Raw genomic sequence first — 13,005 nt, forward strand, 5'->3', positions numbered from 1 at the left:
GTATCCGTAATGAATACAGGGATTTTATGAAAGGCCGTCGAAAACTGATTTTAAAACGGATTAAAGACTATTCAGGTAAACCAGTTTTACCACCAGAGTCCCCGGGATGTTTATGTTGGGACAAAGGAATCCCATTGAGGATAATCTCACCATTCACTACCATAGTACCCTCAATATTTGCAGCATCACCACCACCTGAATTAACTGCTGACAGACCAGCTGTATAAGTCAACAATCCATTGACTGTCGTATTTCCGCTAACCATCGTTTCTGGAGTTTCGATAGACACTTTGGCTCCAGCTTTAATTTTAACCACTCCGTCAGTCTGAACAGAAACATCCCCGCTGGCACGGTCATGCTCAATCACAGTGCCATTTTTAAATCGGCGTATCCATTTGTCTTTACTGCTTGCAGGAGGCTTGTCGGCCGTGCTGTAAATTGCGCCAATCACACAGCCGTTTTCGCCGCGAGCGTCCAGCAAGCAGACAACTTGCTCACCTTCGTCGGGCAGGCTGTAAAACTGATTGCCACCAGCAGCCGGTGTAACCATCGGCAGCCAGTCAGTTTCCATGTCTTCCAGAGCAGGGATTTTGACGCGCAGATTGTGACCGGCTTCATCTACCGCCGATACCACGCCGAATTGTAGGGTTGCCCCGAAATCATGGGTTTGTTGCATCCTGCTGCTCCTCGTCATCAATATACTCAATCATCTTAATCTCCAGCTCTGTCGTGTAGCCACTGTTGCTGCGATATTCATGCCGCGCTTGCTTCACCAGATACTTACCGGAAAACTTACCTATGTTTTTCAGCCGAACGGTTTGCCCTGCAACCAGCAGCGCGTTGCCGAACAAGGTGATGTTTCCGGCACATTGATCGTCTTGTGCGTCAGCCAGTTTGGCATCGGCACGAGCATTAAGCTGCGCTTGGCTCTCTCCTTTATTCGGCACTATTTTCAAGGTGTCACCAGTGTGGTCACGTTTAGATTTGGGGCGTAAAGGTTTTGTTTTCCGCTTAGCAGACACCGTTTTTTTGGTTTTCGGGTCATAACCGCGCATCTCAACCTGGGTTGGCACGCCTTTAATCAAGTCACGTAGACGAATTCTCATCATATCTTCTGGACTCAACACTACCACGGCTTCACGCTCTTTCAGGGTAGCATTATCGGTAAACACCAGCTTATCCCCGACAATTTTGAAGGTGTGGCCATACTCTTTGGCCAACCGGCTTAAAAACTCAACGTCGCGTTCCTGATACTGAGTTACGCGTTTTATTTTGATGTCTTTAACTTGCCCGGTAAGCTGCAATTTCAAACGGCCTGCCACTTGACGAACAATCTCTGCAAGCGTGGTATTTTCATACGCACGACCTTTTAAGGTACGGCTTGCTTTACTGATACCTGCAGACAAAGCCTTCATGCTTACCGTTGACGGAGGATGGTTATACTCAATTTCAGCTATCTCAAAGCTGCCCAATGCCACCAAACCGGTAAATTGGTCGCCCAAACTCAACGCAAGTGCATCGCCTTGCTCAGGATACCAGCCACGCAGCCAGCGGCCGTCGGTATCTTCAAATTCTACCTGTAGCTCATCAGATTGCCCCTCAAGATAATCTGTATAAACAAAGGAAATCAGATACGGTGCAATGTCGCCGGTGATGTCTTTGTTTTCGTAGCTCAGTGTGAAATCCGGCTTGGTTACCGGATGAGTGCCACCCGTACCACCCTGAGCGGCCAAGCCGGACAAAAAACCTTTAATATCCATCTCAACCCCTTCAGCGCATCCAAGGCGGCAAATCGGCCTGACTGTTTTTTGGTTTGCTTTCCAGCACCGGTACAAACACCGTCAAGCCGCTGACAAACTCTTCCGCCAACGGCAAATGCGGATTTGCCGCAATAAGGCCGTCAATCAGTAGCGCGTTGCCGTAGTGCTTATGGGCAATCAAATCCCAGCGGTCACCGTCTTTAGTTATATAACGTAAAACTGCACTCATGAATCACTCCGTGTTGCAAGCCATCCAGTCAAAGTTTCAACTGCTGACGCTCCATTCGCCATCGCCTCTGTTGCCGTCATAATGGATGCGCCGGCGGCATCCAACCAACCTCCGACTGAACCGCTCTCATAACCCGATCTTAGGCTTGCAACCGTATTACCAAGCGCATTTCCAGCCATACCGAGCTGCTCTGCCAGTTTTGTTGCGCTCGTCAAGTCACCAACAACAGCCGTCACTTCTCCAATGCCGTTTAAGTTTTGTAGAACCGGCGCAGCAACACCAAGTGCATCACCGACCAAGTGCAAAAGCCCGGTAGGATCATTTTTTAGCTCTTTCGCCGCTGTAATAATGCCTCGTACTTGTTCAATGCCACTTTCTGCAGCCCTATAAATTTTTACTCCTGTCTCAACCGCTTTGATTACCTCAGACGCCTGTGCCTGAACCGACTCGGGCAGCAAGGACAGTAATGGATTTTGTTTGCCGCTGATAATCGCTGGTGTTGGCAGCGGATTATTTGGGTCGCCGACAAACTCGGTCAGCTCCACATCCAGCTCACGCGCGGCGGTACGGCCTTTGCTATCCTGAATCAATGTGCGCTCGGTCAGGCTTTCAATTACAAACCAACCGACAAATCGCCCTGAACCATAAACCAACGACACTGCCTGCTGCGCCTCCAGAGCAGCCAGTAAGCCCTTGTAGGCCGTGTCGGGATTCCCCAACATCCAATGCAGCTTTAACCCAAATCTCAGCGTGGTCAGCTCATTTTCCATCGCTTGCAGGCGTGGTCTTCCCTTAAGCACTTCATGCTTGGCAAACTTGGCCGAGTGCTGCGCTTCCAAGCTGGAAAAACTTTGCAAGGTTTCAAACCGTACATCGCCCAACATTGCATACATCAGAAAGCCCTCCGTTCACGGTCGGCCATCATACGTTGAAACAGCATTTCAAATTCGCGCAAACCCATTTGCAAGGCCGTTTGAATTTGTGCAGGGTTACCACCTGGCGCGTTGATGGTCGGATTAAAATGGATGGTCACACCGCCAGGGGCGGACGCAGCCTGCCGCGCCTGCTCGAAATCTGCACGATGACCGGATACACGCGCAGCGACATCAGCACGTAACTGACCGACACGGTTCGTAAAACTGTCTTTCAGACGGCCAGCCCATGTGCCGATAGTACCGATTGGCCGACTGGCCGTGCGACGGATACCGATGTCCAAACCTTGAGTGATAAAGCCACCAAAACGGCGGAATTCACGACTTGGAGAATGGATATCCATTACCGCCTGGAATTTTGCCTTAATCGAATTACCGATAGATGCAATTGTGTTATATACAGCTGCCGCCGCTGATTTAATGCCATTGATCAATCCCTGAATCAGCATCCGACCAAAGCCGGAAAAGGTTGACGGTAGGGTTACTCCAAACCAGCTCATCACACCAGCAAATGCCTGATAGAACAAACCGAGTGGTGAAAAATTGAGAATGGTTTCTGCAATATTGCCTATGCCACTACTGAAGAAGGCTGTGATTTTTGCCCAAAGTCCACTGAAAAATGTTACTAAGCTTTGCCATAATGCCTTTGCACCACCAACGACAGCAGACCAATTGTCATAAAGCAAATATGCAGCCACAGCTAACAAGCCTATAGCAATACCAATAGGATTGGCCATCAATAACATGCCTAAACGCATGAACAGGCCGGTAATCTGTAAAATCCCCGTGCGGAAGATATTGACGATAAACATACCGCCAAGGAGCGTGGTTTTAAATAAGGCCAAACCACCTATAAAACCAATCAGTGTACGGGTCAATGTAGGATTGGCAGCCGCCCAATCAGAAATACTATGAATAATGGGCGCGATAGATGACATTAAAGAATTAATCGCTGGTAGTAATGTCGAGCCAATAACAATCCCCAACTCTTTCAAGCTGTTTTTAAAGATTTCCCAATTGGCAGCTGTAGTCTCTGAGCGAGCAGCAAACTCTTTACTCATCGAACCTTCGAAACTCAACTTGCCATCTTTTCCTGTATCCTTTAAAGCTCTGATTGATTTCTCGTAAAGATCTACATTACCAGCCAAGACTGCGATGTCATCCGCGTACTCCAATCCGAATAAATCAACCAATGCACCCATTTGTTGTTCTTTGGGCAGCTTATTCAACGTCTTCAAAAAATCCTGTAAAGCTTGCTCCCCATTTTCGGAAATCGCTTTTTTCAAATCTTTTGATTCCAGGCCCATCATCTGCAAGGTTGCTTGAAATTTTTTCCCTTGTTTGTCGGCAGTCATCAACTTGGTCAGCATCCCATTAATTGCCGTACCGGCAACCTCGGGAGACTTACCCAAACTGATAAAAGTATTTGCTAAAGAGGCAGTCTGTAGCTCAGTCAATCCAAACTGTTTGGCCACACCACCGACACGTCCTAATGCATTGACAATATCTGAAGCTTTTGCGGGGCTATTATTGGATAAATGGTTAATTGCATCGCCAAGCTTACCAATCTGCTCAATAGGAATCTTATAGACATTGGCCAGCTTAGCCATACTTTCACCGGCCTGATCTGCGGACATATCAAAAGCAACCGACATCTTGGCAATCGTTTCCGTAAAGCCAATAATATCGTTCCGAGCTATACCAAGTTGACCGCCCGAAGCAGCAATAGCGGCCAATTCCTCTGCCGCCATTGGAATTTTGCGGGTTAGGGCGAGAATATCATTGCCCATTTGCTTGAATTGCTGTGGTGTATCAAAGTCCACGACTTTTTTCACATCAGCCATTGAAGATTCAAAGTCCATGGCCAATTTGACCGGGACAACAGCCGTCGCACCAATTGATACAACTGACATTACCTGTTCGCGCATTTTTCCACGCTGTTCTTTCAGATGACCAAGTTTTGTATCAATATTGGAAAGTTTGAGTTGTTTTTTACGAACTTTATCGATAGCTGTGCCAAGTTGGGTATATTCACGCCGTAATTCATTTACGCGTTGCCGTGACATCCGCAGCGGATTTTGCAAAGTCTGACCAATCAAACGTTGCCGTGCAGACAAGCGTTGTTGTTCGTCATTCAGACTTTTGATTGAACCTTTAAGACTTTTCAGACCTGAAATCGCTGCACCGGCAGCAAAACCGACCTTTACACCGATTGCCAAATCTGCGGACATGATTTATTATCCTAAGTAGATATTGAGGGATTTAAAAATGAATAAATTTTTTGATTTTGCTATCGATTTCCCAGCTGAAAAACTGGTTTCAGCAGCAATCCTTCTAGGATTCATAATCGGTAGCATTAAAGGAAATTGGGCGATGGGGATTGCTTACGGCATTTTCGCTCCGCTCACTTTAATCCCAGTAATATTACTCATCGCCTTTTTGGGTATTCTCTATAAATTTTTTACCCGAAACTAAATTGAAGACTTCCTGTAGCCCGCCTTGATTTGGCGGGCTGCTTCTTTTTGCCAGTCTTCAAACTCATCAAGCGGCATGGCATACACTTCTTGAACACTCCAGCCAAACCACCAAGCCAAATCAGCAACAGCATTCAAAAGCTGCTCATCGGCTTCTTTATTACTCAGCAGCGGCTTCGTCTTCTTGTGAGCGACGAAACCAGTCTTGCACCTGTTTGTAGTCATACAAATCCAGCTCGTCCAAATCTTCAGGCACCAAACCTGTGATGCGCGCGAAAATCGTCAACTCCTGTTCGGCATCGCTGCTCAAGTGCGCCACAGCACGCAAATCACCCACACGCGGACGGCGCAGTTTCAGTTCGGTCAGGGTTTCGCCCGTCGCCAAACGTACAGGATATTTCAGCTTTACAGTTTTAGTTGCACCCAAGTTGTCTTGCAGTTTTTGCGCTTCAGTCATCATTTAATCCTTTTGAAAATCAATAAAAAATTGCTGTACCCAAGAAAGATACAGCAATTCTGCCAAAGGCCGTCTGAACCGGCTTTTAATGTGTTTTAATACTTATGCGCCGATGTTTTTACGCATCTGTGCCAATACATCTACGCCGTCCACGCGCAGAATATTATTGAAGGAGTTGTAGTAGAAGAGCTCTCGGCCATCAGCGACTTGGCGGACTTCATTTACATGGAAGGTGCTGGAAAACTCTGCCTTTTCTTTTGGTTTAAAGCCACCCAACGCATCTTTGCCGAATGTGCCGGTCATAGTAGTGACCATCGGCACTTCTTTCTGCAAACCTGCTGCGTCGAATGTTTGCAGGTTAGAACGAATCATCAGCTGCACCGCTTTAAACGGATTCTTGCTGCGTGCGGCTACTTCGGGATAGAAGCTGTTCCATTTAATTTCGGATTCCAATGCTTCCATGCCGCTAGGCAGCTTGATGGTGCCGAAAAGACCCAAGCCGGTGACTTCATCCATGGTGTACTCGACTTCGGGCGCGGTAATTTCAGAGGCCTTGCCCAACAGATTATTGCCGTCGATATAGACGTTGGCATTGTAGATTGCATTTAATTGCGCCATGTTTCAGCTCCTTAATTGCCGCTGACCAAGTTGGCCAGATATTTTCGGGTCATGACCGAGGTATTGGTCAGACGTTCGGCCGGGATTTTCGGTGTGTAGGAATATACGATGGGGACTTGGCCTTTGCTGAATGCGTCGACTAAATCGTAGTCGTAGTCCAAGCTCAGAGAGAAGCCGACGATGGATGGCAACGTACTCATGTAGGTACGGACGGTTTCCAGCAGGCTGTCGAGCAAGGCTTCGTCAATCGGGCGGTCGACATATTGCAGCTCAGCGCGACGGATGGACTCGTCAATCAAGTCGCCGGTACGTTGGGCTACCTCAAAGTTCTTGATGTGAGAAGTAGTTGGGAAACAGGCAAGACGGTTGCCCCACATACGATACCCAGTACCATAGCTATTGAAGACGGTAGTAATGCCTTTTTCATTGAGGCGGTTGGTTTCGGACTGCGGGTCGTCGGCGCGAGCAGTCAGACCGATTTCCACGCCGGTTACACCCAAGAGTTCGCGGTTGGATTTGCTAAACCAATAACCCTGCTCAACATCAGTCTTCATGCGCAGACCGGCAGCGTGGGTAGCCAGTGATTCCATACCCAGCAGACCGATCACATGCGGGAAAAACAGCTCGGCACGGTCGCTTGATGTCTGAAAATTAATCGTACCCAATGGCCCACGGCCTTCGAGAGCTTTGCTCAAGGTCGTGCCTTTAGGTGCGTTGATATAGGCAATTGCATTCAGGTTGTCGGCCACGGTAATCATTTTGGCGGCGACGGTAGCCGTTTCGTCGTAATTCGGCACAATAATGATTTTGGCATCTGCGCCTTGGCGATTGTAGCCTTCTGAGAGCAGCTCCAAGCCCGTGCGCTGTCCGGTAGCCGCGACATATGCACCGATGATGTCGGCCTCTGTTACTTTGGTCGGGTCTACGTAGCTGTAACTGATTTTCGGGGCGGTCGGTTTGGTTTTATACACAATCTCGCCGGTTAGCGCGTTGATGGTGTAGTGCTGGCCTTCGATCAGTGCGGCTGCGCCGTCAGTCAGGGCATAACCGATCAGAAGTGCAGGTTTGTCGGTATAGGCCGTCAAGGTATTGCTGTCGACGGTCAATACTTCGTCCTGTACTTGGGTCTTATGGCGTGCGGGATCGCACACGTTAATCACATAAGCCACACCAGAAGCATAACGTGTCCAAATATTGGCCGCGTCAGGCAATGTAAAGCCTTTACCGGTCAGCTCACCGCCAAATTGTGCAAAGTCTTTCTTGGTTTGACACACAGTCAATTCGTTGACCGCACCGACTGGTGCAGTACCGACAATAGCCGTAATCGCACCGTCAACGGTATAGACAGGATTAGAACCACCGTCAATACGGATGGTCTCCGTACCATGATGATAGGCTGCTGCCATTATGAATTCTCCTTAGTTTTTAAATCAGGGTTTAATGCATTTCCATTCAAGCGGCCATGCACCTTAATGAGCAAGGGATTGGTATTGGGCTTACAAACTTCGACTTGTTGAGTTTCCGTCTGAACGGTCAGCTCATACTGCCATGCACCGGCATCTTCGTTTAAAAAACGCTCTTGCAATAAATGACACGGAAGACAGTTTGGAGGGCGGAAGCCGACAATCGCCAACCGAGCTTCGTCTAAAATTGCCAGTGTGCCTTCATCGCCGTGCAGATTGCTGCCGATAACGGTTAACACTAGCGTCATGTCTCGCTGCTGGGCAATGTTGCCCAAATGTTCCAAATTAGTGAACTTACTGCCACCGTAGCCAACCAAAATCGCACCGGTCGGGTGGATAAACTGGTATTCAGACGGCCTTTCGGGGAACGCTTCCACGATGACCCATGGAATGGCCGTCTGCAAATGCTCAACTACCGCGTCAATAACAGGACGTGTCGCACTCACAATCAATACCCCGTCATGTCAATACGCGAACCGCCACGCGTGTGATACGCACCTGGCTCCGGTTGAGCCTCTTTATCCAAAGTATCAACGCCGATATGGATTTTGCCGTCGCGGATGGCTTCCAACGTTTTCAGAGTCGCGTTGTAGGCAGTCTCCAACGTCTTCGGAAAATCCGCCCGATTGATGCGGCGCGAGTGCAGGAAATGGCGGGCAATGTTGATACACAATGGCGGCAACACCGTCGGCACTGACTTGAGCGGCAGCGGGTAGCGTCCGCGCAAGTAGCCGTCAACCAAATCACAGGCATACCGAATCGCTTCATCGACCACATCCCAGTCAGGGTCAGTCGCGCGCGGCTCATCGTTGGTCAACTGCACCAATTCCGGCTTACTCATAGCCTTGAGCATATTCTCGGCGTTGATGTAGTACATTACGCGTCCGCCTTTGCTTTGCGTTGCGTTTTGGTTTTGGACTCAGGATCTTCAGTCGGATTAGATTCAGACGGCGTTTTCTCTTGAACTTCTGCCTGTTGTGCATCCAGCTCTTCGCCTGTAGTTGCCGTCGGCGTCACATGAGCGGCCACTGATTCGTATTGTTCAGGTGTCAACTCAACTGCTTCACCTGCTTCCACACGGAATTGCTTACCGGCTTCGTCTTCAAGAATCAATGCAGTGTTTGCGATATAAACCTTAGCCATGATTAACCTTTCAACAATACACGAACAGTTTCACCTGCGGCGGTTGCAGCAGTCAGAGCCGTACCGGCAATTTTTGCTGCACCGGATACTGCACAGCCTTGTGCGTCTGCACCTACTTCGGCACCGATAGCCACTGCGCCACCTGATTCGACAACAGCAATACCGACCACGTCGACTGCAGCAGTATCACCAGTTTCAACATCATATGGAGCGACACCCAAAACGGCCTCGCCGGCTTTAGCCTGTGCACCTTTAAAATTAACAAAGCGGTTTTTCACAATTGCGCCTGTCGCGGTAATGGTAGTTACCAGTACCACTTGTTTGGTTTGAGCCATTTAAACCTCTACTTTCTGCATAACTGCATTTTCTTTCAAACGATAAGCTTCCAATTCCCACAGATGGCGAATAGCATCTTGGTATGCCAATTCACAGCCCATCTGTTCATCAAAAATATCGTGGCTAAGACAAGCCGCCTTACCAATCACGACAAAACCCGATTTCAGGGTCAACGAGCAAACGATTGCAGTTGTCTCACCCACACGGTGATAATCAGCCTTATCAATCTTGTTTTCGATTTCTTGAGGTGTAATCTTTAAGCTCATATTTTTTCTCCCTAGCCGTCTAGGCACTCCAGACGGCCTTGTCAATTAATCTACTGCGTTTTCAAACAAGAAACCGCACGCACTACCCACCACAGCCGCTTTGCGGATATCGGTATAACGAGCATATTCGACTTTGCCGCCAACTTCTTCATAACGGTCGACCACCGGCATGCCGCGGCGGCGGAAGGTATAGCCGAATGCAGGTTCGCCTTCGTCATTGCCGTCTGAAACCAAATCGGGTCGAACAATCAGGCTGGCAAATTTACCCCAAACATCCTTGGTGGGTTTGCCGGTTGCAACAGATGAAACAGCCTGACCGACAATGATGTCATCCAGTTCCAGCAGGTTTTTCAACTGCTCGACAGTCAACAGAGATTTACGGTCATTGGCGGACAGGGAGGCGAGGAGAGTCTTATTGCGCTTGAGTTGAGACAATACGCTGGCACCTACTACCAATACGCCGGGGCGCACACCGCAAGCTGCACGGACGGTTTCACGTGCACTTTCAATATCGGCCAGCGGGTCTGAATTATCGGCACTCCACTTTTTCGTGGCCGCCAAATCTTTAGTGTGGCCACTCTGATAAGCAGATTTCGCCTGCAGCAAAGCAGCCGTTTCGATTTCTTGGCGCAGTTGCACACCCTTGGTAGCGCGACGGGTAGCTTTGGCTTGCTCGTTAAACAGCGATTCCGCTTGCTCACGGTAATCCACACCAGCCGCTAAATCGTGTTCTTCCAACACAATCGGCAGATAGTTCGGCGCATCCAACGTAATCACATTAGACGCCGCACCGACGGCACGCTTGGTGTCGTATTCGACAAAAGAGCCTTTACCGAACACCGGCACCTGTACGCCTTCTTTATCAGTGAATACTTGAGGGAAAATTTTCTCGGCAATAAATTCCGCGTTTTTATAACCGACTGCCAGATTGGTTAAAACTGGATCGACCTGACCGCGAAGGCGGCGCAAATGAGAACTCATCGTTCATCCTTTCAAATTGAAATGCGACGACATCGTCGCTTTTGGGTTAAACGGCGGTACGGCGTGCCGCTTCTTCGTAGCTGATGCCTTCTTTAGCTGCCAAAGCCACAGCACGTTCGTGATGGCTCAGCGCATCAGGATTAGCCGCTTCGGCAAAATCGGCCGGCAGTCCAGCGGCAGCCATAGGAGTAGTCCCTTTGGTATAGTGGCCGCTTGGCAATACTTCCGGCAGGTTGCGCAAGAATTGGCGCAACGCTTCGCCAATGGTGCTGCCTTCGCCAAAATCGACGCTGGTATGTTCGGGGTATTCTGCGAAGTCCAATACCTGCACCACCAAATCCTTATCGGCAGGTTTCAGACGGCCTTCTTTTACCAAGGCTTCGGCAAATTCGGCATTCTGATCATGTTGACCTTCACGCAAGGCTTGGTCTTGCTCGTCTTGCAAGCGTTTCAGCTCTGCTTCCGCAGCGGCTGCCTTAGCTTCGGCTTGTTCACGGGCGGTTTTTTCGGCTGCCAGTTGTTCTTCGGGCGACATAGAGGTCTCCTTGTTTTCATGGGTTTGAGATTCGTTTTGGGTTACAGGGTCGGCAAATGCCGGTGTGGGCGGTTCGGGCTGCCAGTCTGCCGATTCTTCAATGTCGCGAATTTCCCAATCGGCAACTACTTTATCGGCGGTGGCCGCGTCGTACTGCTCAATCAGCCACTCACGCAGACGGCGGAAAATCGAGGCCGTGCGGCGGTGTGCATATTCGGAAAACTCGACATACTCATCGTCTTCAGCAAAATTAATGGCGGATAAACCTTTTACCGCAGGTGGTTGCGCACCGAGAAAACCGACATGGCGCAGATACCAAGAGCCTGGCTTCGGATTGCTCGGGCTGTCGGGCGGATAGAAACTGGCCGACACTTTTTTGTAACGGCCGCTTTGTACAAGACTGACAAAATCATCGTCCATTTGCGCAAAATCGGCCGACAGCACACCACCATCGGCTTGCAGACTGCCCACCCAGCCATAGGCCGGAGCATCGGTCTTCGGATGGCCGATAACCAGTGGTGCTTCATGCAGCTTTGGATCATATGCAGCAGCTGCCTGAGCCACATCCGCATCGGTAATCGTCACTTTTCGGCCGTTATTGTCAGTACGCGTGCCGGATTTAAAAATTTCAAACAACTTTTTCACAAAAAAGCCCCATCGGATTGATGAGGCTATTTTGACAAAGGCCGTCTGAAACGGCTTTTAATGCGGTTTAAAACATGTTTTCCTCAAAATGCGCAAAAACGGCATTTTTAGCGAGTTTATGGCTCAGGGTAGGCAAACCCCCGACCAAGATGAGAAACGCAATATAAAAGCGGTCAGGATAAAACCTGACCGCCATTCCGTTTTATTACAAGACTTATCCAAACAAATCAGTCTGTCTTTTCGACCTTTCCGCATCTCCGACTGCCTTCACAATGCGATAGATTTGTTGAACAGTTAAATCAAATTTCTTACTTAATGCTGCATGATTCTTACCATTAAATTCCCGATATACCTGTTGGTCTCTTTCCGATACCTTGCCGATATGGTTCTTCGGGATATAAATCAATTGACCTCCCCAGTTGTCCGTAATGAATCTTGCCACCTTCTTACTTACCACCTTCGCCTGAGTTTTATCCAACATCGGCAGCTCAGAACATAAACAGGCAGACATTTGGTCTTCCAAATCGGTCACCAGCTCGGGTACGCGTTCATCAGCCACTTAGCACCTCCAGTTTTCTTTCCTCGCGTAACAACCATTGTTTCAAGTGTTCAATAACCTTCTGTGCATTATCAATATCAAGCCAGCCATGATAATCAACGCCGACCATACGCTTTACAAACCTGCCCAAAGCCAGCTCGGACGGATTTCTTACTGCACCGATATCGTGTAGCTCAAGCCATAACGCACGTATTTTTTTAATTTGGCCATCAACCGCAGGATGGGCAGGCCGGATTTTAATATCCGGCTTGTCACTTTTAGCCTGCGCTTTTGTCGTTACTACAAAACCACGCGCCTTCAGAGCCGTTACCACCAGTTCTAACTCATCGACCGACAACTTAGTGCTGCTCGTTTTCCCGCGCGAAATATTGGCCAATAGCGTACGGTACTCGCTATCGGCCATCATCAACTGCGTTTTACCGACGTGAATCAGACGGATTAAACGCTGTTTTTTCGCTTTTGCCGTTTCCATGCTAATCCTTTCTTTTCACATACTGAAACGCTGTTTCATATATTTAAATAAATCAATATATTATGCCTGATTCTACATTTGCCGGTAGTCATTTGGCAAATAAAAAAGGCCGTCTGAAAGTTTCAGACGGCCTTT

At 48.8% G+C, this 13,005-nt stretch carries 19 protein-coding genes; 1 reads left to right on the forward strand and 18 read right to left on the reverse strand.

Going from position 1 to position 13,005, the window contains the following annotated elements:
- Window positions 1–67 precede the first annotated feature (67 nt).
- Genes HMPREF2711_RS09740 through HMPREF2711_RS09760 form a run of 5 tightly spaced genes read right to left on the reverse strand, consistent with a single transcriptional unit; the run spans window position 68 to window position 5,152 of the window.
- Entirely contained in the window at window positions 68–676 is a 609-nt protein-coding gene (locus HMPREF2711_RS09740; protein WP_070616062.1) for a phage baseplate assembly protein V, read from the reverse strand.
- Entirely contained in the window at window positions 660–1,760 is a 1,101-nt protein-coding gene (locus tag HMPREF2711_RS09745; protein ID WP_070616064.1) for a phage late control D family protein, read from the reverse strand. The genes HMPREF2711_RS09740 and HMPREF2711_RS09745 overlap by 17 nt, the downstream gene beginning before the upstream one ends.
- Window positions 1,761–1,770: 10 nt before the next feature.
- Window positions 1,771–1,989, reverse strand: coding sequence for a tail protein X (locus HMPREF2711_RS09750; RefSeq protein WP_049332801.1), 219 nt, complete (start codon window positions 1,987–1,989; stop codon window positions 1,771–1,773).
- On the reverse strand, window positions 1,986–2,882 hold the full coding sequence (locus tag HMPREF2711_RS09755; RefSeq protein WP_070616067.1) for a phage tail protein: 897 nt from the start codon (window positions 2,880–2,882) through the stop codon (window positions 1,986–1,988). Before HMPREF2711_RS09755 ends, HMPREF2711_RS09750 begins: the two co-directional genes overlap by 4 nt.
- Window positions 2,882–5,152 carry a phage tail tape measure protein gene (locus HMPREF2711_RS09760; RefSeq protein WP_070616069.1) on the reverse strand — a complete coding sequence of 757 codons (2,271 nt, stop codon included), beginning with the start codon at window positions 5,150–5,152 and terminating at the stop codon, window positions 2,882–2,884. The genes HMPREF2711_RS09755 and HMPREF2711_RS09760 overlap by 1 nt, the downstream gene beginning before the upstream one ends.
- 37 nt (window positions 5,153–5,189) lie before the next feature.
- Here HMPREF2711_RS09760 and HMPREF2711_RS09765 point away from each other — a divergent pair, with 37 nt between their 5' ends.
- Window positions 5,190–5,396: a hypothetical protein gene (locus tag HMPREF2711_RS09765; protein ID WP_049322395.1), complete on the forward strand. Its 207-nt coding sequence runs from the start codon at window positions 5,190–5,192 to the stop codon at window positions 5,394–5,396.
- Here the strand turns inward: HMPREF2711_RS09765 and HMPREF2711_RS11350 are convergent.
- The 13 genes from HMPREF2711_RS11350 to HMPREF2711_RS09830 form a co-directional block, all read right to left on the reverse strand.
- Window positions 5,393–5,533, reverse strand: coding sequence for a GpE family phage tail protein (locus HMPREF2711_RS11350; protein WP_232445004.1), 141 nt, complete (start codon window positions 5,531–5,533; stop codon window positions 5,393–5,395). The genes HMPREF2711_RS09765 and HMPREF2711_RS11350 overlap by 4 nt on opposite strands.
- Before the next feature lie 22 nt (window positions 5,534–5,555).
- Window positions 5,556–5,852 carry a phage tail assembly protein gene (locus HMPREF2711_RS09775; RefSeq protein ID WP_070616071.1) on the reverse strand — a complete coding sequence of 99 codons (297 nt, stop codon included), beginning with the start codon at window positions 5,850–5,852 and terminating at the stop codon, window positions 5,556–5,558.
- 102 nt (window positions 5,853–5,954) lie between these two features.
- The gene (locus HMPREF2711_RS09780) at window positions 5,955–6,470 is read right to left on the reverse strand and encodes a phage major tail tube protein (RefSeq protein WP_063068503.1); all 516 of its coding nucleotides are present in this window, start codon (window positions 6,468–6,470) and stop codon (window positions 5,955–5,957) included.
- Between the two features lie 11 nt (window positions 6,471–6,481).
- A complete protein-coding gene (locus HMPREF2711_RS09785; protein ID WP_070616073.1) occupies window positions 6,482–7,876 on the reverse strand; it encodes a phage tail sheath family protein in 1,395 nt (464 codons plus the stop codon).
- Window positions 7,876–8,379 carry a Gp37 family protein gene (locus HMPREF2711_RS09790; RefSeq protein WP_063068638.1) on the reverse strand — a complete coding sequence of 168 codons (504 nt, stop codon included), beginning with the start codon at window positions 8,377–8,379 and terminating at the stop codon, window positions 7,876–7,878. The genes HMPREF2711_RS09785 and HMPREF2711_RS09790 overlap by 1 nt, the downstream gene beginning before the upstream one ends.
- A gap of 2 nt (window positions 8,380–8,381) precedes the next feature.
- On the reverse strand, window positions 8,382–8,810 hold the full coding sequence (locus HMPREF2711_RS09795) for a gp436 family protein (RefSeq protein WP_070616075.1): 429 nt from the start codon (window positions 8,808–8,810) through the stop codon (window positions 8,382–8,384).
- Entirely contained in the window at window positions 8,810–9,076 is a 267-nt protein-coding gene (locus HMPREF2711_RS09800) for a hypothetical protein (RefSeq protein WP_070616077.1), read from the reverse strand. The genes HMPREF2711_RS09795 and HMPREF2711_RS09800 overlap by 1 nt, the downstream gene beginning before the upstream one ends.
- Before the next feature lie 2 nt (window positions 9,077–9,078).
- The gene (locus HMPREF2711_RS09805; protein ID WP_063068500.1) at window positions 9,079–9,411 is read right to left on the reverse strand and encodes a capsid cement protein; all 333 of its coding nucleotides are present in this window, start codon (window positions 9,409–9,411) and stop codon (window positions 9,079–9,081) included.
- Window positions 9,412–9,678, reverse strand: a complete 267-nt coding sequence (locus HMPREF2711_RS09810) for a Gp49 family protein (protein ID WP_070616079.1) — start codon at window positions 9,676–9,678, stop codon at window positions 9,412–9,414. It lies immediately after the preceding gene.
- Window positions 9,679–9,723: 45 nt separating this feature from the next.
- Entirely contained in the window at window positions 9,724–10,659 is a 936-nt protein-coding gene (locus HMPREF2711_RS09815; RefSeq protein ID WP_070616081.1) for a major capsid protein, read from the reverse strand.
- 46 nt (window positions 10,660–10,705) lie between these two features.
- Window positions 10,706–11,779: a 2-oxoacid:acceptor oxidoreductase gene (locus HMPREF2711_RS09820; RefSeq protein ID WP_283118266.1), complete on the reverse strand. Its 1,074-nt coding sequence runs from the start codon at window positions 11,777–11,779 to the stop codon at window positions 10,706–10,708.
- A 274-nt stretch (window positions 11,780–12,053) separates the two neighbouring features.
- Complete coding sequence (locus HMPREF2711_RS09825; protein WP_079453739.1) at window positions 12,054–12,398, reverse strand: Mor transcription activator family protein; 345 nt, start codon at window positions 12,396–12,398, stop codon at window positions 12,054–12,056.
- Window positions 12,391–12,870, reverse strand: coding sequence for a gp16 family protein (locus HMPREF2711_RS09830; RefSeq protein ID WP_070616085.1), 480 nt, complete (start codon window positions 12,868–12,870; stop codon window positions 12,391–12,393). Before HMPREF2711_RS09830 ends, HMPREF2711_RS09825 begins: the two co-directional genes overlap by 8 nt.
- Window positions 12,871–13,005 lie beyond the last annotated feature (135 nt).

Origin of the sequence: Neisseria sp. HMSC070A01, assembly GCF_001810165.1 — a bacterium.
Classification (GTDB): domain Bacteria; phylum Pseudomonadota; class Gammaproteobacteria; order Burkholderiales; family Neisseriaceae; genus Neisseria.